At 57.1% G+C, this 23,931-nt stretch carries 20 protein-coding genes; 3 read left to right on the top strand and 17 right to left on the bottom strand.

Features of this window, described 5'->3' with window-relative positions; genetic code table 11:
- Positions 1-73 precede the first annotated feature (73 nt).
- The 5 genes from KXD86_RS02535 to leuC all read right to left on the bottom strand — a co-directional run bounded on the left by KXD86_RS02535 (position 74) and on the right by leuC (position 8,021).
- Positions 74-3,268 carry a FimV/HubP family polar landmark protein gene (locus KXD86_RS02535; protein ID WP_218634518.1) on the bottom strand — a complete coding sequence of 1,065 codons (3,195 nt, stop codon included), beginning with the start codon at positions 3,266-3,268 and terminating at the stop codon, positions 74-76.
- A gap of 311 nt (positions 3,269-3,579) precedes the next feature.
- Positions 3,580-4,695, bottom strand: a complete 1,116-nt coding sequence (asd, locus tag KXD86_RS02540) for an aspartate-semialdehyde dehydrogenase (RefSeq protein WP_218634519.1) — start codon at positions 4,693-4,695, stop codon at positions 3,580-3,582.
- A gap of 130 nt (positions 4,696-4,825) precedes the next feature.
- On the bottom strand, positions 4,826-5,899 hold the full coding sequence (leuB, locus tag KXD86_RS02545; protein ID WP_218634520.1) for a 3-isopropylmalate dehydrogenase: 1,074 nt from the start codon (positions 5,897-5,899) through the stop codon (positions 4,826-4,828).
- 38 nt (positions 5,900-5,937) lie between these two features.
- Positions 5,938-6,585 carry a 3-isopropylmalate dehydratase small subunit gene (gene leuD / locus KXD86_RS02550; protein ID WP_218634521.1) on the bottom strand — a complete coding sequence of 216 codons (648 nt, stop codon included), beginning with the start codon at positions 6,583-6,585 and terminating at the stop codon, positions 5,938-5,940.
- A 17-nt stretch (positions 6,586-6,602) separates the two neighbouring features.
- Positions 6,603-8,021, bottom strand: coding sequence for a 3-isopropylmalate dehydratase large subunit (leuC, locus tag KXD86_RS02555; RefSeq protein WP_218634522.1), 1,419 nt, complete (start codon positions 8,019-8,021; stop codon positions 6,603-6,605).
- A 183-nt stretch (positions 8,022-8,204) separates the two neighbouring features.
- Here leuC and KXD86_RS02560 point away from each other — a divergent pair, with 183 nt between their 5' ends.
- Together KXD86_RS02560 and KXD86_RS02565 are read left to right on the top strand one after the other, a co-directional pair.
- Positions 8,205-9,077 (top strand): LysR family transcriptional regulator, encoded by an 873-nt coding sequence (locus tag KXD86_RS02560; RefSeq protein WP_218634523.1) that lies wholly within the window; start codon positions 8,205-8,207, stop codon positions 9,075-9,077.
- A 33-nt stretch (positions 9,078-9,110) separates the two neighbouring features.
- On the top strand, positions 9,111-10,268 hold the full coding sequence (locus tag KXD86_RS02565; protein ID WP_218634524.1) for a PilT/PilU family type 4a pilus ATPase: 1,158 nt from the start codon (positions 9,111-9,113) through the stop codon (positions 10,266-10,268).
- Between the two features lie 10 nt (positions 10,269-10,278).
- Here KXD86_RS02565 and KXD86_RS02570 read toward each other — a convergent pair whose 3' ends face one another.
- The 10 genes from KXD86_RS02570 to KXD86_RS02615 form a co-directional block, all read right to left on the bottom strand.
- The gene (locus KXD86_RS02570) at positions 10,279-11,421 is read right to left on the bottom strand and encodes an MFS transporter (RefSeq protein ID WP_218636702.1); all 1,143 of its coding nucleotides are present in this window, start codon (positions 11,419-11,421) and stop codon (positions 10,279-10,281) included.
- A gap of 33 nt (positions 11,422-11,454) precedes the next feature.
- Entirely contained in the window at positions 11,455-12,549 is a 1,095-nt protein-coding gene (gene aroC, locus KXD86_RS02575; RefSeq protein ID WP_218634525.1) for a chorismate synthase, read from the bottom strand.
- A gap of 37 nt (positions 12,550-12,586) precedes the next feature.
- The gene (gene prmB / locus KXD86_RS02580) at positions 12,587-13,489 is read right to left on the bottom strand and encodes a 50S ribosomal protein L3 N(5)-glutamine methyltransferase (RefSeq protein ID WP_218634526.1); all 903 of its coding nucleotides are present in this window, start codon (positions 13,487-13,489) and stop codon (positions 12,587-12,589) included.
- 96 nt (positions 13,490-13,585) lie between these two features.
- Positions 13,586-14,797 (bottom strand): patatin-like phospholipase family protein, encoded by a 1,212-nt coding sequence (locus KXD86_RS02585; RefSeq protein ID WP_218634527.1) that lies wholly within the window; start codon positions 14,795-14,797, stop codon positions 13,586-13,588.
- 5 nt (positions 14,798-14,802) lie between these two features.
- Positions 14,803-15,702, bottom strand: a complete 900-nt coding sequence (locus KXD86_RS02590) for a DUF4892 domain-containing protein (RefSeq protein WP_228739301.1) — start codon at positions 15,700-15,702, stop codon at positions 14,803-14,805.
- A gap of 4 nt (positions 15,703-15,706) precedes the next feature.
- On the bottom strand, positions 15,707-16,627 hold the full coding sequence (locus tag KXD86_RS02595) for an alpha/beta fold hydrolase (protein ID WP_218634529.1): 921 nt from the start codon (positions 16,625-16,627) through the stop codon (positions 15,707-15,709).
- 13 nt (positions 16,628-16,640) lie between these two features.
- Complete coding sequence (locus KXD86_RS02600; protein WP_008171779.1) at positions 16,641-16,991, bottom strand: PilZ domain-containing protein; 351 nt, start codon at positions 16,989-16,991, stop codon at positions 16,641-16,643.
- Positions 16,992-17,108: 117 nt separating this feature from the next.
- The gene (locus KXD86_RS02605) at positions 17,109-18,140 is read right to left on the bottom strand and encodes a DNA polymerase III delta subunit-related protein (RefSeq protein WP_218634530.1); all 1,032 of its coding nucleotides are present in this window, start codon (positions 18,138-18,140) and stop codon (positions 17,109-17,111) included.
- The gene (locus KXD86_RS02610; protein WP_218634531.1) at positions 18,137-20,215 is read right to left on the bottom strand and encodes a transglutaminase TgpA family protein; all 2,079 of its coding nucleotides are present in this window, start codon (positions 20,213-20,215) and stop codon (positions 18,137-18,139) included. The genes KXD86_RS02605 and KXD86_RS02610 overlap by 4 nt, the downstream gene beginning before the upstream one ends.
- On the bottom strand, positions 20,212-21,243 hold the full coding sequence (locus KXD86_RS02615) for a DUF58 domain-containing protein (protein ID WP_218634532.1): 1,032 nt from the start codon (positions 21,241-21,243) through the stop codon (positions 20,212-20,214). Before KXD86_RS02615 ends, KXD86_RS02610 begins: the two co-directional genes overlap by 4 nt.
- Positions 21,244-21,466: 223 nt before the next feature.
- Here KXD86_RS02615 and KXD86_RS02620 point away from each other — a divergent pair, with 223 nt between their 5' ends.
- Positions 21,467-22,084: a hypothetical protein gene (locus KXD86_RS02620; protein WP_218634533.1), complete on the top strand. Its 618-nt coding sequence runs from the start codon at positions 21,467-21,469 to the stop codon at positions 22,082-22,084.
- 123 nt (positions 22,085-22,207) lie between these two features.
- Here KXD86_RS02620 and KXD86_RS02625 read toward each other — a convergent pair whose 3' ends face one another.
- The gene (locus tag KXD86_RS02625) at positions 22,208-23,128 is read right to left on the bottom strand and encodes a DUF6160 family protein (protein WP_218634534.1); all 921 of its coding nucleotides are present in this window, start codon (positions 23,126-23,128) and stop codon (positions 22,208-22,210) included.
- A gap of 176 nt (positions 23,129-23,304) precedes the next feature.
- Positions 23,305-23,916: a hypothetical protein gene (locus KXD86_RS02630; RefSeq protein ID WP_218634535.1), complete on the bottom strand. Its 612-nt coding sequence runs from the start codon at positions 23,914-23,916 to the stop codon at positions 23,305-23,307.
- Between the last annotated feature and the right edge of the window lie 15 nt (positions 23,917-23,931).

A 23,931-nucleotide genomic window follows, 5' to 3' on the forward strand; every position in this document is an offset into this window, starting at 1 on the left:
AAACAAAGCGCCGGCTGCGTCGAAGAAAACTCGACAGCCGGCGCTTCCGCCTGATTTACCCGATTATAACGAATCAGGACAGGTTTTTAAGGAGATCCTGCGCTTCGGTTTTCTGATCCTCATTTCCTTCCAGCGCAACTTCCTCAAGTATGTCACGGGCTCCGTCACTGTCACCCATCTCAATGTAGGCGCGAGCAAGGTCCAGCTTGGTTGCCGCTTCGTCCGTTCCCGCCAGGAAGTCGAAGTCGTCGTCGTCACCCAGTTCGCTTTCGTCAATGTCAACGGAGTCAGATCGGCTCACATCGTCACCAATTTCCTCGGAAGCAACCGGAACGTCGTCTTTATTCACAGGTTCAGGAGCTTGGTCATCCTGCTCTGCGAGCTCATCGAGCGACCCGAGATCTTCCAGCTCTTCGGTGCCAGCAACTTCGTCTTCGGGACTGGCAACATTGCTTTCACCGAGAACATCGCCTTCACCCAGCGTATCCTCAAGGTTAAGCTCTTCGTCCAGTGCCGGAGTCCGGCTCTCTTCAGCATCGGCTGAATCTGAGAACTCTTCCATCAGGGCCAGGTCTTCGTCGGAGACATCCAACTCGAGATCATCAAGCGAGGATTCTTCCATCTCGTCCCCGCCCAATTCGTCTTCCTCACCCGCAACCTTATCGAGCTCGGCATCCAGTTCATCCAGGAAGGATTCGTCCAGGGAATCGCTGTCAGCGGATTCCTCGTCCGCTGGCGCAGAAGCCGTTTCCGCGCTCTCGTCCAGGTTTACACCGGAGTCAGACTCATCCTCGAGGGAGCTATCCAACTCAAGACCGAGGTCGTCAGACCAGTCCGTGTCTTCGGCCTTGTTTTCGGACTGCTCACCCAGATCCATTTCAAGCGACGAATAATCCGCTTCTTCCTCGGCGCCGGTCTCCCGGCCGTCAGTTGCACCTTCTTCCTCGGATTCCAGTGACAAGCCAGACAGGTCGTACTCGATAGAGCCGTCACTGTCCTTTTGCTCGGAGGCCTCTTCTGAATCAGTCGCCCTTGCGCTGGCCGACGCCTCAGATGATTCAACCTCGTCCAGATCAAAGTCTGCAAAATCGGTATCCAGCTCTCCGAACTCGTTTTCGACCTGCTCTTCCTTGGTTGAATCATACTGATCCGCGAGCAACTCGTCCGACAACTGGGAGTCTTTTTCTGCCTCGGAACCTCCAAAAGAATCCGTCCGAAGCTGCGACTCAAGATCGTCAATACTCGGCATCGACTCGGCTTCATCCAGCTGAGCGCGCAGCTCATGGGCCGAAGCCATGGCCTGGTCGTCTTCAAGAGCTTCAATTTCACCAAACTGCTTCTCAAACGACTCCCGATCCTGGTTATCTGCGTAGACACCAAGGAGTTTCAATCGCAGGTCTGTGCGGCTTGGTTCCTGGGAAATAGCGGCTTCCAGGGTCTGAGCAGCCTGATCGTGACGTCCGTAAGCAAGGTAAGAATCCGCTTCTGCGAGCGCATCGTTACTGCCGCCCTGCTCCGCGTCCTCGTCATCGAGGCTCAAATCAAATGAATCCGACTCCTCGCCCGACTCACTGTTCAGTTGCTCGTAAAACGCTTTCTCGCGATTGGCATTGCGACGGGCCAATGACAGGAGAAGCAACAACAACAGGATCAGACCACCGCCCAGTGCAACCTGGTAAAGGAGGTTGCCCGTAATCGCATCAATAATGTTGCCCGGGAAACCCTTTTCCTGGACTGGTGGTTGTGCGGAAGGTTTCGGATCCTGACTCGCCACTTGCGGGGCTGGTTCCGCCTCTGCCGATTCAACCGCCGTTTCCGGCTCAACACCGTCCTCAACGGTTGCGTTATCAGCCTCGCCTGCTGATCCCATGGCATCGTCTACGGCAGTTTCCGATTCCGGCGCAGAGCTCTCGGCCATAGCTCCGGCCTCACCGGTAACGTCAGCTTCGGACTCGCCTTCCGCCGGAACCATGCCATCGGCTTCGTCGCCCATGGCTTCATCGACGGCGGATTCGTCTGATTCCGCCTTCTCTGTATCGTCCGCCTCAAGCGTCTCCGCCGTTTCGTCAGCGGCTGCGTCGGCAGTTGAAGCTGCCGTCGGGTCAGAATCATCGGCACCGGACTCTGCCGGCGCCTCTTCAGACTCGCCTGCCATTTGCTGCATGTCTGCGAGCTGACTGTTCTTGAGCTCAAGCAGGCGTTGAAGCGTTTCAACCTGATCCTGAAGGTCATTGACCCGGCTGTTCAGTTCATCGTTCTCACGACGCGCGCTTTCCAGCTCTTCCATCGCAACGGCAGTGCCGGCATCCACGCCGCCGGGCAGTTCTCCGTCGCCACCGGCCGATCCACCTTCGCTGGATGTCGAGTTTTCGTTGTCGGCAACGAGCAGTTTCAGCTCATCACCACCGGAGGAGGCCTGAGCGGTCGCCGAATCGGCCTGCTGGCTGTCCGTTGCATCGACTGTCCGCTGCGGAGACTGGAATTCCGCATTCTGACGGCCGACAACCTGAGTGGCCTCGGCTCGGGTCCGGGACTGGATCTGCTCAAGCGTCGGCACCCTGAGCACCTCTCCCCGCTTGAGACGATTGATATTGTTGCCAATAAAGGCGTCAGGATTCAGATCCTGAATGGCGAGCATCACCTGCTGGGTGGACACGCTGTCATTGGGGCGCACGCTGGAAGCGATGGTCCACAAGGTATCGGACGGACCGGTCGGACCAAAGGTGTTGCCCTGGTACCCGCGACTCAACGATTGCTCGGCCTGCGCCTGACGACGAACAGACTCAGCGCTTCGACTGGAAGAAGGCTGGGAGATCGTTGAGCTTACCGCAGGCGCACTGACCTGTTCTTCGACACCGGAATCTTCTGCGTAGACGGGGGGATCAACCAGAACGGCGTACTCTCGCATCAACCGGCCGTTCGGCCAGGTCAGCTCCAGCAGAAAGTTAAGATACGGTTCCCGCAGGGGCTCCCGTGAAGATACGTTGACCGCCAACGACCCATCACTCTGGGTGACAACCTGGAACCTGAGTTTACTCAGAAACTGGTTGCGGCTTAGTCCGACCGTTTCATAGGCAGATTCGGGGGCGATATTCACGAATACATCGCCCGGATCCACACCGCGGCTCTGGGGCAGATTGATTTCTGCGTCCAGAGGCTCGTTCAGATAGGACTGAAGTTCAATTTCTCCCAGCCCCAGGGCTTGTGCGACGCTGGATCCGAGCCCTCCCGCCAGAGCCAGGGCAACCGCAAGCTTGCGTACCTTCATGCTTTTTCCTTTCCAGTCTCCGTTATTCGTTACTGCTTTGTAAAAACAGAATCGGACGAGGTTGGATGACTTCCGTCTGGATCGTTCTAGTTATTGTGTCGTTCTATTGACGCTTGTGCGGCAAGTATTGTTGATAATACCCCTTTTATCAATCAATCAGCCGCAATCCTTGTACCATTTTTTTATCAATCGAGCGGAACTCCCTAGCGCTCTTGAAAATAACAGGGGCGAAGGCCGAAATCAGCCTTCGCCCCGAACCGGTTCTCTGAAACCGGACACAGTTGGCATTAATTACCCCTGTGTAACATTTCTTAACGCTCCTGAAGGATCCGCAGCATGCGTCGCAGAGGCTCAGCAGCGCCCCACAACAGCTGGTCACCAACGGTGAACGCGGAGATGTACTCCGGACCCATGGCCAGCTTCCGGATGCGACCGATCGGTACGCTCAGGGTACCGGTCACTTTCGCCGGCGTAAGCTCTTCCATGGTTGCGTCGCGATCGTTCGGGATGACCTTCACCCAGTCGTTGGCCTTGGCCAGGATGGACTCGATCTCCGCAACCGGCAGATCCTTTTTCAGCTTGATTGTCAGCGCCTGACTGTGTGAGCGCATCGCGCCGATACGAACGCAGATACCGTCAATGGGGATCGGGTTATCGCTGCGACCAAGAATCTTGTTGGTCTCAACACCCGCTTTCCACTCTTCCTTGCTCATTCCGTTATCGAGCTGCTTGTCGATGAACGGAATCAGACTACCGGCCAGCGGAACCCCGAAATGTTCGGTCGGGAAATCGCCACTCCGCATGGTGTCGGTCACCTTGCGGTCGATTTCAAGAATGGCCGATGACGGATCAGCGAGTTCTGCTTTCACGCTACCATGCAGATCACCCATCTGATTCAGCAATTCCCGCATATTCTGGGCGCCAGATCCTGACGCGGCCTGGTACGTCATGGGAGAAACCCACTCGATCAGGTCCTCCTCGAGCAGACCACCAAGAGCCAGCATCATCAGGCTAACGGTGCAGTTACCACCGATGTAATCCTTCACGCCCTTTTCCAGGGCAGAATCGATCACATTGCGATTGACCGGATCCAGAACAATCACTGAGTGATCCGCCATGCGCAGGGTCGAGGCCGCGTCAATCCAGTAGCCATCCCATCCTGCGTCACGCAGTTTCTGGTACACCTCGGTGGTGTAATCCCCACCCTGACAGGTCACGACCACATCCAGGGTTTTGAGGGTATCGATATCGAAGGCGTCCTGAAGTGGAGGCACTCCTTCCTTGCCAACGTCCGGGGCCGGTTTCCCGGTCTGGGACGTCGAGAAAAATACCGGATCGATATCGGCAAAGTCGTTTTCGTCACGCATGCGCTGCATGAGGACAGAACCGACCATGCCGCGCCAACCTACAAGTCCAACTCGCTTCATGTGCGACCTTTGAACCTCGTTTTATGCCCGCCCGCTGCCTTTATCGCTGGCAGGGACAGGATGGATGATCCCGCGGCAACAGCATGTCGTTGCCGTCGGGTCTCAAAGTCTACTGGAACCAGGTCTGAGCCTAGATCGCGGCGAGCACGGCTTCTCCCATTTCCCGGGTGGAAACCTGCGTGCCATCCGAAGACATGATGTCCGCGGTCCGTAAGCCCTGATCCAGCACCTTGCTGACCGCTGCCTCGATCGCCTCTGCGGCTTTCTCTTCACCCAGGCTGTACCGCAACATCATTGCGGCGCTCAGGATGGTCGCCAGCGGATTGGCTATGCCTTTTCCGGCAATATCGGGCGCTGAACCGTGGCAGGGTTCGTACATACCCTGCTTTTCAGAGTTCAGCGACGCGGATGGCAACATGCCAATTGAACCGGTCAGCATAGCCGCTTCGTCAGAGAGAATATCACCAAACATGTTGCCAGTCACAATCACATCAAACTGCTTCGGTGCTCGGACCAGCTGCATCGCAGCGTTATCCACGTACATGTGGGACAGTTCGACATCCGGGTACTCGCGGCGAAGGTCATTCATGATTTCGCGCCACAGAACAGTCACTTCCAGCACGTTTGCCTTGTCAACCGAGCAGAGTTTCTTGCCTCGCTGCTGAGCCGCTTCAAACGCCACCCGGCCGATACGGCGAATCTCGGATTCGGTATAGGCGTAGGTGTTGTAGCCTTGCCGCTCACCGCTCTCCAGCTCCCTGACACCGCGCGGCTGACCAAAGTAAATACCGCCCGTCAGCTCACGGACGATCATAATATCAAGGCCGGACACCACTTCGGGTTTTAGAGAAGAGGCGGAGGCGAGCTGCGGATAAAGAATGGCCGGACGCAGATTGGCAAACAGCTCCAGGTTCGAACGCAGGCCCAGGAGCCCCTTTTCCGGGCGCTGGCTCATCGGCAGACTGTCCCATTTCGGCCCGCCTACGGCTCCGAGCAGGATGGCATCTGCTTTCCTCGCTTTATCCAACGTCTCTTCTGGCAGGGGGCTGTCGGTCGCATCGAGCGCCGCACCGCCAACAAGGCCGGACTCAAAGCTGAGATCCAACGCAAACTGATCATTAATTTTGTGCAGGACCTTTTCTGCTTCGGCAACGATTTCCGGCCCGATGCCATCACCAGGCAACATCAATACGGTTCTGGACATTTTCCTTTCCTGTGTCAGATCACTTCAAGTTGTAAAACTCAGTTGCCAGCACCAAACAACCAGGGTGCTGTCTTGCGGCGTTGGTCTTCGTAGGCCTTGATCACATCGGCATCCTCGAGGGTCACGCCGATATCATCCAGACCGTTCAGCAGGCAGTGCCGACGGAAGTCATCCACCTCAAAGCCGAAGGACTCACCGCCGGGGGTCGTCACGGTTTTTGCCTCGAGATCGACGGACAGCTCATAACCTTCGCTGGCTTCCGCCTCCCGAAAGAGCTGGTCAACGATTTTTTCATCGAGAACAATGGGTAACAAGCCATTTTTAAAGCAGTTGTTATAGAAGATATCCGCAAAGCTCGGGGCGATAATCACCCGGAAGCCATAGTCCTCAAGCGCCCAGGGCGCATGCTCACGACTGGAACCGCAACCGAAGTTTGCCCGCGCCAGAAGCACACTGGCATTCCGATATCGGTTCTGATTGAGCACAAAGTCCGGGTTCAATGGGCGGGTTGAGCAATCCTGATCGGGCTTGCCTTCGTCGAGGTACCGCAACTCATCAAACAGGTTGGGGCCAAACCCCGTGCGCTTGATGGACTTCAGAAACTGCTTCGGGATGATCATGTCCGTATCCACATTGGAACGGTCCATGGGGGCCACCAGGCCCTGGTGTTGCGTAAATGCGCGCATGGTCTTTCTCCTGTGGATCAGTGGGTCAGTTCGCGGACGTCGACAAAGTGGCCAGTGACCGCCGCCGCAGCCGCCATCGCCGGACTCACCAGGTGAGTTCGACCGCCAAAGCCCTGGCGACCCTCGAAGTTTCGATTGGAGGTTGAAGCACAATGCTCACCCTGCCCCAGCTTGTCGGCATTCATGGCAAGACACATGGAACAACCGGGATCGCGCCACTCCAGTCCGGCTTCGATGAAAATCTTGTCGAGACCTTCTTTTTCCGCCTGGGCCTTCACAAGACCAGAGCCCGGAACCACCATGGCCTGTTTAAGACTGGGCGCCACTTTACGACCCTTGACGACCGCAGCGGCTTCGCGCAGATCCTCGATCCGGCTATTGGTGCAGGAACCAATGAACACCCGGTCCAGCTGAATGCCCGTAATCGGCATGTTAGGCTCCAGCCCCATATACTTCAGCGCGCGTACAATGCCCTCACGCTTGATGGGATCCGCCTCTTTGGCAGGATCCGGCACAAAGCCATCAACGCCGGCTACCATCTCGGGAGAGGTGCCCCAACTTACCTGCGGCTTGATATCTTCCGCCTCAAGCTCAACCACTTTGTCGAAGACTGCGTCATCGTCACTGTGAAGGGTGCGCCAGTAGTCGACTGCCGCGTCCCACTGCTCGCCCTTGGGCGCAAAAGGCCGCCCGCGCACGTAATCGATGGTGGTATCGTCTACGGCAACCATGCCCACCCGGGCACCGGCTTCGATGGACATGTTGCAGATGGTCATACGTGCTTCCATGCTCAAATGCCGGATGGCCTCGCCTCCGAACTCAATCGCATGCCCCGTACCACCCGCAGTTCCAATCCTGCCGATGATCGCGAGAACGACATCCTTGCCCGTTACGCCAGGCCCGAGCTTGCCATTCACCTTAACCAGCATGTTCTTCATTTTCTGCTGAACAAGGCACTGGGTGGCCAGCACATGTTCAACTTCCGAGGTACCAATACCGTGAGCGAGACAGCCGAACGCGCCGTGGGTGGAGGTGTGGGAGTCACCACAGACGATGCTCATCCCTGGCAGTGTCGCGCCCTGTTCCGGCCCGATCACATGGACAATCCCCTGACGGGTGTCCTTGATCTTGAATTCGAGGATGCCGAACTCGTCGCAGTTCTTATCAAGGGTTTCTACCTGCGTCCGGGAGACCGGGTCCACAATGCCATCAATGCCCTTTTCCCGATCGGTGGTCGGAACATTGTGATCAGGAGTGGCAAGGTTGGCATCGATCCGCCACGGCTTGCGCCCGGCCAGGCGCAGACCTTCAAACGCCTGCGGCGATGTAACTTCGTGCAGCAATTGACGGTCGATATAGATCAGCGCGGAACCATCGTCCCGCTGCTTGACCAGATGATCGTCCCACAATTTGTCGTATAAGGTTTTGCCCGCCATGGTTGCTCTCTCACTATCCGGGTTTCTGAATAAGACATCGTATACCCGCATCATACTCCTGGCCCGACAATAACCTCAATTCATGTTTTTTATTCTTTGCATTCCATTTAGGCATTCGATAGCGTTTACCTTTACTGCGACAGGCCCGGGGGCCTCCCGCCACTTTCCATTGCAGGATATCCTATGGAATCGAACGCGCTTCGCGCTTTTCTGACCATCGTCGACCAGGGGTCATTTTCGGAAGCCGCTGAGTTGCTCCACTTGACCCAGCCGGCAATCAGCAAGCGACTGGCTGCCCTTGAGACTCAACTGGGCGTGAAACTCATTGACCGAAGCCATCGACAGATTCGGCTGACCGACGCCGGAATCCGGCTTCTGCCTCACGCCCGACGGATTCTTGATGAAATCCACAATGCCCGGATTGCCTTATCCCCGGATAACGAAAAGCTGGAAGGTGAGCTTGAGATTATCGCCAGCCACCATATCGGACTTCACCACCTCCCGAACTGGCTTCGCAAGTTCACGAGTCACTATCCGGACGTAACGCTGAACCTCCAGTTCATGGAATCCGACGCGGCTTACGCGGAGATGCAAAAACGTAACGCTGAACTGGCCTTTGTCACACTCAGTGACAGTATGGAAAGCCACTTCATGGTATACCAGCACTGGCCAGACCCAATGGCGTTCGTAGTGGGCCCCGAACATGAACTTGCCCTCGAAACGACCGTGACGCTGGGGGATCTGGCCCGTTACCCGGCAATTCTTCCTGACACCTCTACCGCCACCTACCGGGCGGTCAGCCGGCTGTTTCTGGAAGCAAACCTGCCGTTACAACAACAGATCCCGACCAATTACCTCGAGACGATCAAAATGATGACCAGTGTCGGGCTCGGGTGGAGTGTCCTGCCCATCAGCATGCTTGATGACAGCACGTACAGGCTGGACGTGGACTTTTCGGTCTCAAGGGTACTGGGTGCGGTCGGCCTTTCCGGGCGCCAGCTCAGCCTCGCCGCAAGGGCGTTACTGGAGATTGTCCGGCAGGAAGAAACGGAATAATGAACCACCGATACAATACGCTTAGGAGATTTCATGGGCTTTGACGATTATCTGCGAATTCTGGCCAAACACGATGGCTCGGACCTCTACCTGAGCACCGGCGCCCCGCCCTGCGCCAAATTTCACGGCTCACTGAAACCCATTGACCGCACCCCTCTGGCGCCAGGAATCATCAAGGACATCGCCTATTCGGTCATGGACGACGAGCAGATCGCCGAATTCGAGCAAGAGCTCGAGATGAACCTCGCTTACAGCATTCGCAATGTGGGTCGCTTCCGTATCAACATCTTCCGGCAAAGGAACGAAATCTCCATTGTCGCCCGGAATATCGTCACTGACATTCCCAACGCAGACGACCTGGGTCTTCCGACCATTCTCAAGGACGTCGTGATGGCCAAACGTGGCCTGGTACTGTTCGTTGGCGCAACCGGCTCGGGCAAATCAACGTCTCTGGCGGCCCTGATAGATCACCGCAACTCCAACTCGGCCGGGCACATCATCACCATCGAAGATCCGGTGGAATACATCCACCGGCACAAGAAAAGCATTGTTAACCAGCGCGAAGTCGGCGTGGATACCCGCAGCTTCCAGAAAGCGCTCAAGAACACCCTGCGCCAGGCCCCTGACGTCATCCTGATTGGCGAGATCCGCGACCGGGAAACCATGGAACACGCGCTGGCTTTCGCAGAAACGGGCCATTTGTGCATCTCCACACTTCACGCCAACAATGCCAACCAGGCCCTGGACCGGATCATCAACTTCTTCCCGGAGGAACGCCGGCCGCAGCTGTTGATGGATCTGGCCATGAACCTGCGCGCCTTTGTCTCGCAACGACTGGTTCCGACCATTGATAAGAAGCGATGCGCCGCTATTGAGATTCTGCTGGGCACGCCTACCATCAGCGAGCTGATCCTTCGGGGCGAAATTGATGGCATCAAGGAAATCATGGAGAAATCGGCGAACCTCGGCATGCAGACCTTCGATCTCGCCCTCTTCAACCTGTGGAAGGACGGCAAGATATCCGAAGAAGAGGCGCTCAAGAACGCCGACTCGGCCAACAACCTGCGCCTGAAGATCAAACTCCATGGCCAAGGTGGCGCGGAGAGCGCGTCCACGACCTCTTCAGGCGGGCCGACCGGAAGCGGCCTATCGCTTCAGATCGAAGAGGACGAGGACGAGTCGGCGGAGTAAACCCCGCGACTCACTGATCATCTGGTGGGGGCCTAAGCCCCCGCCAGGTAACGGCAATGGCCACAAGCATGGCAGCGGCCCCGCCCCAGAACGCGGCGGATGTGTTGAAGCCTTCCACCAGAAAACCCGACAACCACGCGCCTATCGCGCCGCCAGCCCCGAACGTAAGGCCACTGTAGAGCGCCTGGCCCTGGCCATGGTGATGGCGACCGAAGAATCCCTGGATGTACTGCACCGATATGGCGTGAAGCGCACCGTAGGAGGCCGCGTGCAGGCATTGGGCGAAGATAAGCACCGCGACAACGTCCGTGACCTCGGCAATCAGCACCCAGCGGATCATGGTCAGAGTTAATGCACCGATCGCGATCTGTCGAACGCTGAACCGGCGTGAGAGTTTGTGCATGATCAGGAACAGACCAATTTCGGCGATGACGCCGAGGGACCAAAGCAAACCGATGGATAACTTGCCGTAGCCGTGTTGCTCAAGGTGGATACTGAAGAACGTGTAGTAGGCGCCATGGGAAACCTGAAGCAGGAAATTCATCAGGAAGAACGCCACAACAGCAGGATGCGTCACAATTTCCTTCAAGCTTCCCTTGGGTGCTGCGGACTTCCGCTCCCCCCGCTCCGAGGGCACCAGAAACGCCGAAACGGCGATGCCTGCAAATACAGGCAACAAAAGCCATGGCAAATTCTGGACCGGGACATACTCAAGCACGCCCCCCACGAGTCCAACGGCAACAATGAATCCGACCGAGCCCCACAGCCTGACCTTGCCGTACCTTTCCTTGCGCGCGCCGAGGGTTCGAAGCGTGATGACCTCGTAAAGCGGAAGAATGGCGTTCCAGAAGAAGGTGAAAGCCAACATCACCAGCAGAAGCCCGTAGAAACCGGGTTCCAAGAACACGCCCGCAAAGAACAGGGAACCTGTGATTGCGCCGAAACGGACCAGTCGCACGCGCTGCCCGGTCCTGTCACCGAGCCAACCCCAGACGCTGGGTGCGATTATCTTGGTCAGCTGGATGGTCGCCATCAATGTGGCGATCTGAAGATAGGAGAAACCCTGCCCCTCAAGGTAGAGAGACCAGTAAGGTAAGAGCCCTCCGAGGAGGGCAAAGAACCAGAAGTAGAGATTGGAAAGTCGCCAGTAGATACTCTGCTCTCCAACGCAGTGGCTGACCGAGGATCAGAGTTGGCCAAGCACCGGGGTCGACACGGAAACGTCACCGTTTTGTCCGCGATGGCGCAGGTAATGGTCCATCAATACGATGGCCATCATCGCTTCGGCAATCGGCGTGGCTCGGATACCAACACACGGATCGTGGCGACCGGTGGTGATGATCTCTGCGGGATTACCATGAACGTCGATACCGCGTCCGGGCAAGCGCAGACTGGAGGTAGGCTTCAGGGCAATGCTGGCCAGGATTGGCTGCCCGGACGAGATACCGCCCAGGACGCCTCCGGCGTTGTTGGACAGGAAGCCTTCGGGCGTCATCTCGTCCCGGTGCTCTGTGCCTTTTTGCTCAACACTGTCAAAGCCGGCCCCAATTTCGACGCCTTTGACGGCATTAATGCTCATGAGCGCATGGGCGAGATCCGCATCCAGTCGATCGAAAACGGGCTCGCCGAATCCCGGAGGAACACCTTCGGCAACGACGTTAATGCGGGCTCCGATCGAGTCGCCCTCTTTACGCAGCGCATCCATGTAAGCCTCCATTTCGGGGACTTTGTCTGCGTCGGGACAGAAGAATGGGTTCTGATGGACCTGCGACCAATCCAGCTTATCCACCTTGATTGGCCCCAACTGCGACAGATAACCACGGATAACGATGCCCAGGCGTTGCTCCAGGAATTTCCGTGCCACGGCACCGGCGGCAACGCGCATGGCCGTTTCCCTGGCAGACGAACGTCCCCCGCCACGGTAGTCACGAACGCCATACTTGTGCATGTAGGTGTAATCGGCATGGGCGGGTCGGAACTGTTCCGCAATCTTGGAATAATCCTTGGAACGCTGATCGGTGTTCTCAATCAGCAAACCGATGGGGGTGCCCGTTGTCTTGCCTTCAAACACGCCGGAGAGGATCCGTACCTCGTCGGCTTCCCGACGCTGCGTGGTGTGCCGGGATGTTCCCGGTTTGCGCAGGTCCAGGTCACGCTGCATATCGGCTTCCGAAAGCTCCAGACCCGGAGGACAGCCATCGATGATGCAGCCCAGTGCGGCGCCGTGGCTTTCACCAAACGTGGTGACAGTAAACAACTTTCCGAAGGTATTTCCCGACATGATTCAGTACTTTATCCAGTTAATATAAGAAATCCGTTTAAGCACGATTGTGCCAATCCCGCAACGTTTCCGCGGTCACCAGAAACACACCGCTGCCGCCATTTTCAAAGTCCAGCCAGGTTAACGGCAAATCGGGATAAGCCTCGTCCATCGCGACCCAACTGTTGCCGACTTCAACGATCAACAAACCGTCCGGCGAAAGGTGCTCCAGGGCCTGGGCAAGAATCCGGTGCGCAATATCCAGACCGTCCGCACCCGCAGCAAGCCCAAGCTCGGGCTCATGGCGATACTCCTGCGGCATATCGGCCAGATCCTCTGCGTCCACGTAGGGCGGATTGCTCAGGATAACATCGTACTGACCGGTGACGTTGCTGAAAACATCGGACTGGATAGTCTGAACTCGTTCCCGCAGCTCATGTAAGTCGATGTTCGACTCGGCCACCTCAAGGGCATCTGCAGAGATATCCGCCAAATCTACCGACGCCTCGTCAAATACGCTGGCCGCACCGATTCCGATACAGCCACTGCCAGTGCACAGGTCGAGTATCCGGTGCACCTCCTTGTCCCCGAGCCAGGGCTGAAGCCCGTTTTCAAGCAGTTCGCCAATCGGCGACCGGGGCACCAGAACACGCTCATCCACATGGAACGGCATGCCCATGAACCAGGCTTCGCCCAGTAAATATGCCAGAGGAATGCGTTCACTGATCCGACGCTCAATACGCTCATGAATCAGTTGGCGCTCTTCCCGCACCAAGCGGGCGTCGAGAAACAGGGTATTGTTCTCGAGGGGCAGATGGAGCGTACGCATCACCAACTGGACGGCTTCATCCCAGACGTTATCCGTACCATGACCAAAATACAGCCCGGAGGCCGCAAACTGCGAGGACGCGTACCGCAAGTAGTCGCGGACGGTATGGAGGTCATCAATATGGCTGGTCACGGAGCTCAATCCTTTGCGGGAAATGGTCAGCGCGGCATTATACGCCCTTTGCCCGCCTGCCTGCAGCCTCTGCAGTGCCACACCGGGAAAAGACTGTTAAATCGCCAGTGGTCCGGAGCTGTTCCTGTTCGCCTCGAAACGGTCCAGGGCCGCCGACATGCGCTCCCGGCCAAGCTGAATCAGTTCCGGAGCCTTGTGATAGTCATAGCTTCGGCACGCATTCTTCGGCACATTGACCAGAAGGTCCGGCGGATAGCCCGCAATCTTGTACTGCACAAGTGCACTCTGCATGGTCTCAACGGTCAGGTTCATCACATCAAATTTACCAATGCCGAGCTTGTCCCAGTCGATGGTTTCGTGCTCTTCCTGTGTCTTTTTATTATCGGCAGGCTTGGTGTCTTCGTGTTTGTGATTATCTTTTTTGTGCATTTCCCGAGAAATCTTTTCCTCGGGCGTCTCTCCGCTGTCCGGTTTTCGGGCGGCGAATGACTTGAGCGTATCCCAGTCGAACCAGCGCGACGCTTTTTCCCGGATCGTATCAACCCACTCGTCCATCTCAGACCCCTCATCCACCGGACTGAACGCAGCGTCTGGCAATCTTTGGCGACGCTCATCCTCCCCACTGAGGTTTACCGCAACGATGATGTCGGCGTGGGAAGAAATGGTCGGGATAATCGGAAGTGGGTTGAGCAAGGCGCCATCCACGAGAACGCGCCCATTCAGGACCAGCGGGGTAACCACGCTCGGAATGGCCACCGAGGCGCGGATCGCCTGATCCAGCGGCCCTTCCTGAAACCAGATTTCTTTGTGTGCAAGCAGATCCGTCGCCACGGCCGTGTAGGCAATGGGCAGATTTTCGATTCGGGTATCTCCCAGCATCTCCCGGACTACCGAGAATATTTTCTCGCCCCGGATCGCACCCACCGAATTAAAGGTCACATCCAGCAGCTTCAGGACATCGAACTGACCCAGGCCGGTTACCCAGTCCTTGTAGTCCTGCATTTTTCCCGACGCGAACATGCCGCCAATCAGCGCGCCCATCGAGCAACCGGAAATTGCAATAATGTTGTACCCACGCTCAACGAGTACTTCTATCGCGCCAATATGGGCATAGCCTCGTGCGCCCCCACTTCCCAGGGTCAGTGCGACCGTCTTGCGTTCGCCGGCCGTCCTGATCGGTTTCGAAGCGGGTTCTGAGGAAGTCGCGGACTCGTTCGAATGTTTGAGATCCGTCGATCCGCCGCCTTCAACCCCGGATTCGACAGTCTCTTCTGGCTCGGGGCCCTTGCCGTCCCTGGATTTACTCATAATTATTACCTCGTGATGACCGTCACTTCGACCCGATCACCTTGCCGGTCTGGATCCGCCAGAGGGACACTGGGGCCAACAATGATGAGCTTCTGTTGCTCAGCCGACACACCGGTCTTGGCCAGGACTTCAGACAGCGAATTCGTTGCCTCAGACGCCCGCGCCATAGCGTCTTCGAAGGTCTCTTCGGCCCCCAGCGCAGAAAAACCGGAAAGCACCACCAGGGCGCCTTCTTCCTCCGACCAGTCTGAAATTTTACGTCGATCGGTCGCCGACCAGTCGAAGCGATAGGTAATGCCCCCGGTCCAGGGCACGATTACCGGCCCACGAATGCGACTGTCTACAGTCCCCAAACCGGGTATCCGCCCCCCCGGCGCCACCGAAAGGTGTTCAATCCAGACATACTCCCGCAGGTTTCCTCTCGTGACCGTGTAAATCAGGGTCAACCAGCGGCTGCCGTCGCTTGCGACGGTTCCGGCCACCAGGTAGTCCTGGGTGGCATCCCGCCCATACAGTACTCTCTGATTAAAAATCTGGTTGGCCCAGACGTTACTTCGGCCGCAGGAAATGCCGCTGCAATCAAACAGGATCTGCGCGCCCCTGTCCTGCAACAGCCGGAGGTAATGCTCTCGAGCCTTGTCTCGACCAGAATCCCGGGCAATCTCGTAAAGCCGCCCCTCACCGGTCACCGACAGCCTGGCCATGGTTTCCGAGCGTATCTGGTTGTTGACTTCCCGAACCGGGCTGAAGAGGATCAGGTGCCCGGGGGACTCGATCACCGTTGTGGTTTCAAGAGTGGACTGTGGAAAGGGATCCGGCATTTCCGAGGGGACCGCCGCCGACACCGCCACCGGCAGGCAGCTGGCTATGAACGCAACACACTGGAGAAAACGATTCTTTGACAAGGAGCTACTCATCTTCAAGGAAATTTCTGATGGCCTCCGCAACAGGTCGGGTGTCGCCATCCAGGTGACAGTGGTGTCCGCCCGGTACGTGGGCAATCGTGGGGGATTCAAGGACATCACGCCGCTCATCAAGCCCCTTACGGTATGCAAGCAGACCTTTCTCGGCACGAACGAAGAGTGTCGGCGTGACAATGGCCCTCAGTGATGCAAGAACCTGCTCCTCGTTCATCATCAGGGGCGAAGGATGCCTCAGCCTCGGATCAGTCCGCCAGACGAAACCGTCGCCTTCTGGTTTCATGTTCCGTGGAATAAGGGTCAATGCAGCCTCTGGACTGAGCGGACTCAAACCACCTTCCCGGGCCTTGGCAGCGGACTGAATATCCGGATAGACAGTCTGGCGTCCGGACCCGGCAAGCCGTTTCTTGATAGCGCGCCGGAGTTGAGGCACCGTTTCTTCAATCGGCCGACTGATCGCTCCGAGGCTATCGATCATAACCAGTTTACGAACCTTCTCCGGAAACGCCGCCGCATACAGGGCACAAACGATGCCGCCGAGGGAGTGGCCCACAAGGTCCACTGTGGAATCTCCGGTCTCCGAGAAATGAACCTCAACCAGTTCCGCCAGATCAGCCACGTAATCCATGAGGAGATACCCCTGACCCTCCGGCCGGTGACCAGACTGACCATGTCCCGCCATATCAATGGCGTGCGCCGTCGCCACGCCAGTCAGCTCCGGCGCAAGCTTGATGAACGTCAGGCTGTTGTCCAGCCAGCCATGGAGCATGAGCACCGCGCGCCCTGCGCCCGCTTCCGTTCGTGCGGGCCAGGTCAACCCTGCAAGGGTCAGGGTCTGGAGACGCCAGCGAGCCTCTCTGAATCCAGCAGCAGATCCGATGGCTTCTGACGACATGGCGATATCATTCATGGTGAAACCGGCCTCACATCGTGTGAGTGGGACGATCGGAACTCAGTGAACCTGCCAGATACGATTCGATTTTGGTGCGGGCGGTTTCATCGTCGCCATTGAATTGCACGCCGATACCGGCTGCCCGGTTTCCCTGCGCGCCTTTCGGGGTTATCCAGATCACCTTTCCGGCCACGGGAATTTTTTCCGGCTCATCCATAAGGTTCAACAACAGGAAAACCTCATCGCCCAACTGGTACTGCTTCTGGGTCGGGATAAAGAGTCCACCCTGACGGATGTACGGCATGTACGCGGCGTAAAGAACCGCCTTGTCTTTAATGGTCAGGGTAAGAATGCCACTGCGTGCACCAAATCCGGGCCCCATAACTGACACCTTTTATGTTTTCTCAATATTTCGTTGTTTCAGGGACAAAAATCCCTGTCATTTCGCAATCATAGCAGTTGTACACGGCAAAGGCGCAATGCTTGGGCGTTGCGTTCCTCAGCCAACCCGCCGCTTAACCGGCATCAGCTTTTGCCATGCTATCAGCAACCGACTGGCTTCAAGTTCCGGGTTGGCATTGTAGACACCCGCTTCCCGGGAGTCCTTTACCATATCCAACAATTCATGGGCCCGCCACGCCGGATTCGTTCGAGCAAGGTAACCGAGCATCTCTTCCGCCTCGCGATCGTGGGCACTGCCTCCGGAACTTAAGCGGGCCAAGTCGGCTGCCCAACCCTCAAACAGCCAGAGACTTCCCTCCAACCCCAGAGTCTTGAAGGCCTTGGCGGCCTCAGCCACGGGGATCTGCCCCTTCATGAACTGCTTGAAGCGGGCAAAAGCGTCATCACGCTGCGCAATAAAGTCACCGGTTGCGTACTCCAGTGCCAGCCTCGGAGCGTTACCTGAGAGCATGAGCGCCTTGGCCAGAACATCGGCAGGCGGGCGGTTCGCCTCATCCAGCCTCTGGACGCTTTCTGCCAGCCATGTCGTCGCTGCCTCCGGGTCCGGAGTCGGGATAGTCAGCGTCTGGCAGCGCGAGCGAATCGTTGGCAGAACCGGCCTGCCACTTTCCTGCAGTAGAAGCAGGGTCAAATCCGGGAGTGGCTCTTCCAATGTTTTCAGCAAGGCATTGGCGGCATTGATATTCAATTGGTCGGCGCGATCAATGATTGCGATCTTTCTCCGGGCAACCTGGGGCGACGCCACTGCGAACGTCGACAAGGCCCGGATCTGGTCGACTTTGACCATCCGGGATTTTTCAGGGGAATAGAAACGGGCATCCGGGTGGCTGGACGCAGCATAAAGCTCGCACTGTTTGCAGCGACCGCAGGCCACGGGTTTACCGGACTCCTGGCCTGTCGGATTATCACACAACAAAAGGCCCGCAACCGCCTCGGCCCACGCTCGTTTGCCCACTCCACGCTCGCCGATAATGATCAGCGCATGCGGCAGCCTGCCCTCCGACAGTCGGTTCTGGACCGCCGACCAGGCCCGTCTGTGCCAGGGCATACTGTTTGCGATGTCGGTCACGGGCGTTTTCCTGTTGCTGAGTGGGAACGGCGTATCTGTTTTTTCATGGTGGCCAGCAAACGGCGGAGCCGCTTCAGTTCGCCATTACGGCCGTGCAGTGAGTTGTCGCTATAGTAATGGCTGTTGACGGTTCGGGCAAAGAGACGGGCGGACTCCGCCACAGCCGGCTCCGCCCTCGCCAGGCGCGCAGCCAGCGCAGCGGGCGTCTCCCCGGTCCGCACGGGTACCCCGGCCCGAAAACAGAGCCGATGCCACGTATCGACCATTTTCCGGAAGGCGTCACGACGTTCGATCCGGCGAACCTGCCAGGCGGACACGAGACCCGCCACCAACAGACCGACGCCGACAATGCCTGCCGTCAGATACCCCAATTCCTTGAGGCCGAAACCACCGGGCAGGCGCGACATCAGGTCCATCTGGCTTTGCCCCTGATACCCCACAACCCACCGTTGCCACTGATAGTTGATCCGGTCCAACTGGAGACTCGCCCACTGGATCATGGGAATATCGCTGTACCGTTGCGGTGACGTCCAGTCATCCTCGAGAAATGACCCTTCCTCCGCCACCGCTTCGCGAAGACCTGACTCGATTCGGTCAGGGGTAATTGCGGCAGTCGGGTCAACGCGGATCCAGCCCCTGCCCTCTATCCGGGCCTCCACCCAGGCGTGAGCGTCGTACTGCCGAACGATCAGGTAATCTCCACCGGCACCTTGATCACCGCCCTGATAGCCGACCACAACCCGCGCCGGTATGCCGGCGGCTCTGAGAACAAATACGGTCGCACCGGCATAATGGGCGCAAAAACCCCGTTTGGCATCGAAAAGCAACGTATCGATGCCATTTTCCGGCATCTGCGGGGGCCTGAGCGTGTAGTAATAGGCTTGTTCCCGGAACCGCGTCAACAAAGCCCGTACGATCTCGCGGTCGGAGAATCGCCGACGCAGGTCTTCGGCAAGGTCCCGTGCCCTTGGATTCCCGGAGGCCGGCAGTTGAAGGTAGCGCCTGGTCTCGGCTGGTGACAGTGACGCCAGGCTTTCATTTTGCGGGGTTTCACGCTCCAGGCGATACCTGACGGAGGTGTCCGCAGGCCGTTTGAACCGGAACAAATCCTCCGATTCCTCGACCACATTGGCGGACACCGCCCGTGAATTTTCCAGGGCAAAGGCCCATCGCTGATCGGTGGGCTCCAGGAGGACATCGTATTGCCGGGGCCCGAGATTCCCCACGCCACCGTCCAGTGCAACGCGTCCAGGTCGCCGATACCCTTCCGCAGTGCCCTGTCGCCAGGTTTCGCCATCGAGGTAATCAAGCACCAGGCCGCGCCAATAGCGATCCCTGTAGGCGGGCATTTCGCCACCGAACGTCACCCGGAACGCCCGCTCACTGCTCTGGGCCAGGCTTGAGATGTCCCCGGGGCGCATGGTGTCACTGATCCCGGTTCTCGCTTCGCCGGAAACCAGGGGCACACTCCAAAGGGGCGCCATTCGCGGAAAAAAGACAAACAGCAGCAAGACAATGGGCAACGTTTTAACCAGTAGCAGCCCAAGTCTTCGCCAGCCCGCCTTCATTCCATCAGGGAGGTCCGGGGCATTGAGCACTTGCAGGCCGACGAGTAATGCCGCAATGGCCACCAGGTTGACCAGGGTCCAGTGAATTTCCTGATGAAACAGGAAGTTTACCGCGCTCAGATAGACGAGAATAAAAAACAGGACGTAGAAATCACGGGCCGAACGGCTCTCAAGCCACTTAAGACCGACCGCAAGTACGAAAAACGATGCCGCCGTGTCGACTGAAAACCGGCCGTGAACGGTCGCGACATACACCGAGACCAGAACGAGCATGATTCCGGCCCTCAACCATCGGCCAGGCAATCGCACCCGGCCAAACTGAGCAAGCCAGCGCCAAACAGCCAGCACCGCGCAAGCGACAATCAACCAGACCGGTAACCGGTCGAGTTGCGGCGTCAGCAACAACGCGAAGCTACCGATGAGCCAAAGCAACGCCTTTGAAGGCAGGCCGGTGAAGGAATCTTTTAACGGCACCACCGTGTTAATTCGCCCTTCAAGCACACTCATGCACGATGCTCCGTCAGGCTGGAGCCGTCGCCGTTCTCGGCAATTCTGGTGCCGTGACGAGCCACCCCCATCTCGCGCGGACGTTCTTCCCCCCACACAGCCAGCGCCCGGAAGCAGCGATTGACGTGAGATGCGCCGCTGTCCGGCTCAATGATCTGGCCGGGCAAACTGAGGCCAAAAGGTGCACCGGATCGATCCCGCTCTTCAACAAGCCAGGCCAGATAACTCAGACGCAACTCGTGATCGGTTCCCGGGAAGGCGTTGAAGTCCAGCCAATGAGGACTCCCCTGCTCGCCCGCCCAATCGGCCACCACCATCTGGCCACTGCGGGCATAACGTTTCCACATAACCCGTTGGCTCATGTCCCCTTCACGCCAGGGTCTCAGATCCGCGTGATCGTTGCCCTCGGCCAGGCTGGCGTTCTCGGAGTCCGTTCCGTCATCGACTGAGCTCGGGGAGTCCGGAGCCGGAACGGGCCTGGGAAAAACAATGCCGGGTGATACTGGTCGAATCCAGGACCACGCCTTGAGCAGACCAAACGGGAATCGGGTCTCGATCCGGATTCGATCTGGCCTCAGGTAGCCCCGATGCGCCGAAGGCACGGGTAACGTCAGGTCTTTGGCCTGGCCAGCGGCGATGTGAGCAGCACCGAGCCCGGATCCGTCGCACGACAGCCTGATTGCAATCGCATGATCCCGCCCCGCCGTCGCACGCATTCGAAACGGGACCTCTTCACCAGCGACCCCCTCCCCGGGCTGCACCAACGTTATTTCGAGCCCGGAAAGGTTTCGATGAGTCTGGTGCATCGCGCCAACGAACACCGCCCCCAGCAGGAAGGTTGTCAGGTAAATCAGGCTGTTCTGGTAATTGATGCCGGTAATCAGCATGACCAGCAACAGGACACCGAATACCACCCCCGCCCCCGTCGGCAGAATGAAGATATTTTTTTGATTCAGTAACTGGACATCCGTTCGGGGAATTCTTCGATTCACCCACCGCTTCCAGCGCTTATTGAAGACGTTTTTCATGATGCCCTTCGGGCCGGTGACAGCATTAAAAGTTCCAGCAATATAACCCGTATGACCAAGGCTTTATAACAATACTGGAAATTCAACGATTCTGATCACAAATGCAATCAATGCGGCTTGAATTCCTGTCCTACAAACCGAATACTTGAAATTAGGTGCATTCTGATCGAAACACGGTCAGACATGCCGTTCATCAGCGTTTATCTCTGCAAAAGGCCTGCTTATGAAACGCCGAAATCTGCTTGCCGCTTCCCTCGCAGGAATGGCTGCATCCTTCCCGGCCCTGTCAGGTGTTCAGGCACTGACCTCCGATGAGATGGTCGAAACCTATGTGAAGGATTCGGCGGTTATCGTCGTACCCAAGGAACAACAGAAATCGGAAGCAGATCGTCGGCGAATCATCCGCTCGCTCACGATTTCGCCCGGTGAGCCGGTGCTCAGCGAGGCCGAGGAAGAAGCTTACCGGGAAGCACTAAGGAGATACATTGAGGAAGGGAAAACGGATGCACTCGAAAGCGCTGAGGACGAATTCCTGAGGCGTGCCCTGCTCCTGCCCCAGGAGGAACTGGCGCGAGCTCAGCCTCCGGCGGAATTCACACCCACTATCCCGCCACTGGTCTTCGGACAGCAGGCCCAGATTCCGGATGAACCCTTCAGCCAAACCTTTTTGAACGATCAGCTTGGCATTGGATTTGACGGCCAGAACCTGAACTTCTCGATTGGTAATCCACCGGGCATTGATCAGATTCAGGTACCACAGGCTATCAATGAGGGGCCAGTCACCCTGACGCCGCGGCCCGGCGGCGGGTTTGATCTTTCCATCGCGGTGCCGGACCAGTAATCGATCCCTTTTATCAATGAAAACGGCAACCTGCGGGTTGCCTTTTTTGTTGCTGACTTTTCTCGGGGCAAAAAAAACGCCCCGCTGAGCGGGGCGTTTCACCAATTTTGGTATCAGGTCAGATTAGTGACCGTAGATAGCCAGTTTGGTGTCGGTAACGGCCAGGTTGTCCAGGGCCACGGAACCGATGGAAGTGCCGCCAATTTCAACAGCACCGATAGCAACGTCCATGTAGACGTTGTTTACGTCAACGCGCAGAACGTCAACCGCGGTAGAGGCACCCAGGCCAGCACCTTTGTATACGTCCAGGTTAACGTTGGCGTACTTGCTCAGCTTACCGTAAGCCAGCTGACCCTCTGCAGTCGTCAGGTCAAAGCCACCTTCGTTGGCTTCAGTACCGTCTGCAACAGTAAGGCCGTCGCCGTCGTAGTCGAAGTTGTCGCCAGCACCAGTAACGGTCAGGTCACGGATACCGATGGCCAGGAAGTCAACGTCGAAATCCATGTCGTCGATGTCAAAGGCAACAGCCACGTTCAGGTGGTCAGTTGCAGTATCAACGGTCATGTCCAGAGCAGCGAGGTCACCGTGCATGCTCATGTTGGAGATCAGAGTAGTGCTGTCAGTGCCAGTAGAGCCTGCGAGAAGCTCCATGGAGTCAACAGTCATACCCCAATCGATGGGTACCGGAATTTCCGGAGTTGCAGGATCAGCGTCGTGATCAACGGTTTCCAGGGAACCAACGTGAATGATGGCATCGCCGTCGTCAGCAACGTCGATGTCGATCTTCAACTGGTCAAGGAGGTCGGTGCCAGTGCCGCCGGCAACACCAGAACCACCCAGCACGATGCCGTTAACCGCGAAGGAGCCTTCATCGGTGTACTTGAACTGGCCGATGCTTACTTTGGTTTCCAGCTCGATGGTCACACCGGCCTGACCGGTAACGTTACCCATGGCGCTGTCGTTCATGGCTTTCAGTTCAGCGTTGGCTGCAAACGGAGCCGCCGCGATAGCTGTTGCAAGAGCAATTTTATTCAGGCCTTTCATTCTTATCTCCTTATAAACTCATGTTGTTCTTATCTGAGCTTTTAGTTTTGGGTGTGGAATTCGTGACTCCACAATTCCATTTAAGATTGTTTTACAGTCCTAGTCCGTGACTGCATTCACAGTTCTTAACCCATCAATTACAACCTGAAACAAACCACGACTGTTTCTCAAAGTTTCTAACTCGCGCTGGGTGCCTGCCCTTTGTCGTCATAAAACATCTGGAACGGCTTATCCTTAGTAACCGCCTGAGCATACTTAACTTTTCCACCTTCAACTTCGAACGGCACTATTTTCGTCGCAGAGATTCCCAGCCGATGCTCATGTTCAAGTACCAGAACCTCCTGCGGGTTATCCTCGCTTACCTTTCCGGCGTACAGGATGACAGCGGCGTTGATTTTCCCGCGACGGGCGATGGACTTGAGGGCGGCACGGAACATAACAATTCGGATCTGGGGAGGCGCTCCTTCCGCTTCACCATCTAACGACAACTTCTTTACAGTCTCGCCATCAGACATAAGCATCCAGGCTGACGGCATCGCCTGGCCGCTCCCCTGCAACTCCGGGGCATATTGTTCCGTGGCATTCTCAGCCAGGTAAGCCAACTGCTTGTTGCCAATGACCAGGTACTTGGCCATTTCTTTCTTGGAAATCACCCCATCTGAAAGGACGCTGTTTTCTGGAATTTTGACCTCAACGGTATCCTCCTGAGCCAGAGAGACGCCGGAACCCAGCGTAATGACACTTGTTAACAAGGCTGCAGTCATGTTTGCCCGAGAGAAAAGCTGCATGGTTTTATTCCTGTT

The sequence above is a fragment of the Marinobacter arenosus genome (assembly GCF_019264345.1).
GTDB classification, from domain to species: Bacteria; Pseudomonadota; Gammaproteobacteria; order Pseudomonadales; family Oleiphilaceae; genus Marinobacter; species Marinobacter arenosus.

What these genes read in the sequence shown, in the direction of transcription:
- KXD86_RS02535 (WP_218634518.1), bottom strand. Translation starts at nt 3,268, where the DNA reads ATGAAGGTACGCAAGCTTGCGGTTGCCCTGGCTCTGGCGGGAGGGCTC.
- asd (WP_218634519.1), bottom strand. Translation starts at nt 4,695, where the DNA reads ATGAAGCGAGTTGGACTTGTAGGTTGGCGCGGCATGGTCGGTTCTGTC.
- leuB (WP_218634520.1), bottom strand. Translation starts at nt 5,899, where the DNA reads ATGTCCAGAACCGTATTGATGTTGCCTGGTGATGGCATCGGGCCGGAA.
- leuD (WP_218634521.1), bottom strand. Translation starts at nt 6,585, where the DNA reads ATGCGCGCATTTACGCAACACCAGGGCCTGGTGGCCCCCATGGACCGT.
- leuC (WP_218634522.1), bottom strand. Translation starts at nt 8,021, where the DNA reads ATGGCGGGCAAAACCTTATACGACAAATTGTGGGACGATCATCTGGTC.
- KXD86_RS02560 (WP_218634523.1), top strand. Translation starts at nt 8,205, where the DNA reads ATGGAATCGAACGCGCTTCGCGCTTTTCTGACCATCGTCGACCAGGGG.
- KXD86_RS02565 (WP_218634524.1), top strand. Translation starts at nt 9,111, where the DNA reads ATGGGCTTTGACGATTATCTGCGAATTCTGGCCAAACACGATGGCTCG.
- aroC (WP_218634525.1), bottom strand. Translation starts at nt 12,549, where the DNA reads ATGTCGGGAAATACCTTCGGAAAGTTGTTTACTGTCACCACGTTTGGT.
- KXD86_RS02585 (WP_218634527.1), bottom strand. Translation starts at nt 14,797, where the DNA reads ATGAGTAAATCCAGGGACGGCAAGGGCCCCGAGCCAGAAGAGACTGTC.
- KXD86_RS02595 (WP_218634529.1), bottom strand. Translation starts at nt 16,627, where the DNA reads ATGAATGATATCGCCATGTCGTCAGAAGCCATCGGATCTGCTGCTGGA.
- KXD86_RS02600 (WP_008171779.1), bottom strand. Translation starts at nt 16,991, where the DNA reads ATGGGGCCCGGATTTGGTGCACGCAGTGGCATTCTTACCCTGACCATT.
- KXD86_RS02610 (WP_218634531.1), bottom strand. Translation starts at nt 20,215, where the DNA reads ATGAGTGTGCTTGAAGGGCGAATTAACACGGTGGTGCCGTTAAAAGAT.
- KXD86_RS02615 (WP_218634532.1), bottom strand. Translation starts at nt 21,243, where the DNA reads ATGAAAAACGTCTTCAATAAGCGCTGGAAGCGGTGGGTGAATCGAAGA.
- KXD86_RS02620 (WP_218634533.1), top strand. Translation starts at nt 21,467, where the DNA reads ATGAAACGCCGAAATCTGCTTGCCGCTTCCCTCGCAGGAATGGCTGCA.
- KXD86_RS02625 (WP_218634534.1), bottom strand. Translation starts at nt 23,128, where the DNA reads ATGAAAGGCCTGAATAAAATTGCTCTTGCAACAGCTATCGCGGCGGCT.
- KXD86_RS02630 (WP_218634535.1), bottom strand. Translation starts at nt 23,916, where the DNA reads ATGCAGCTTTTCTCTCGGGCAAACATGACTGCAGCCTTGTTAACAAGT.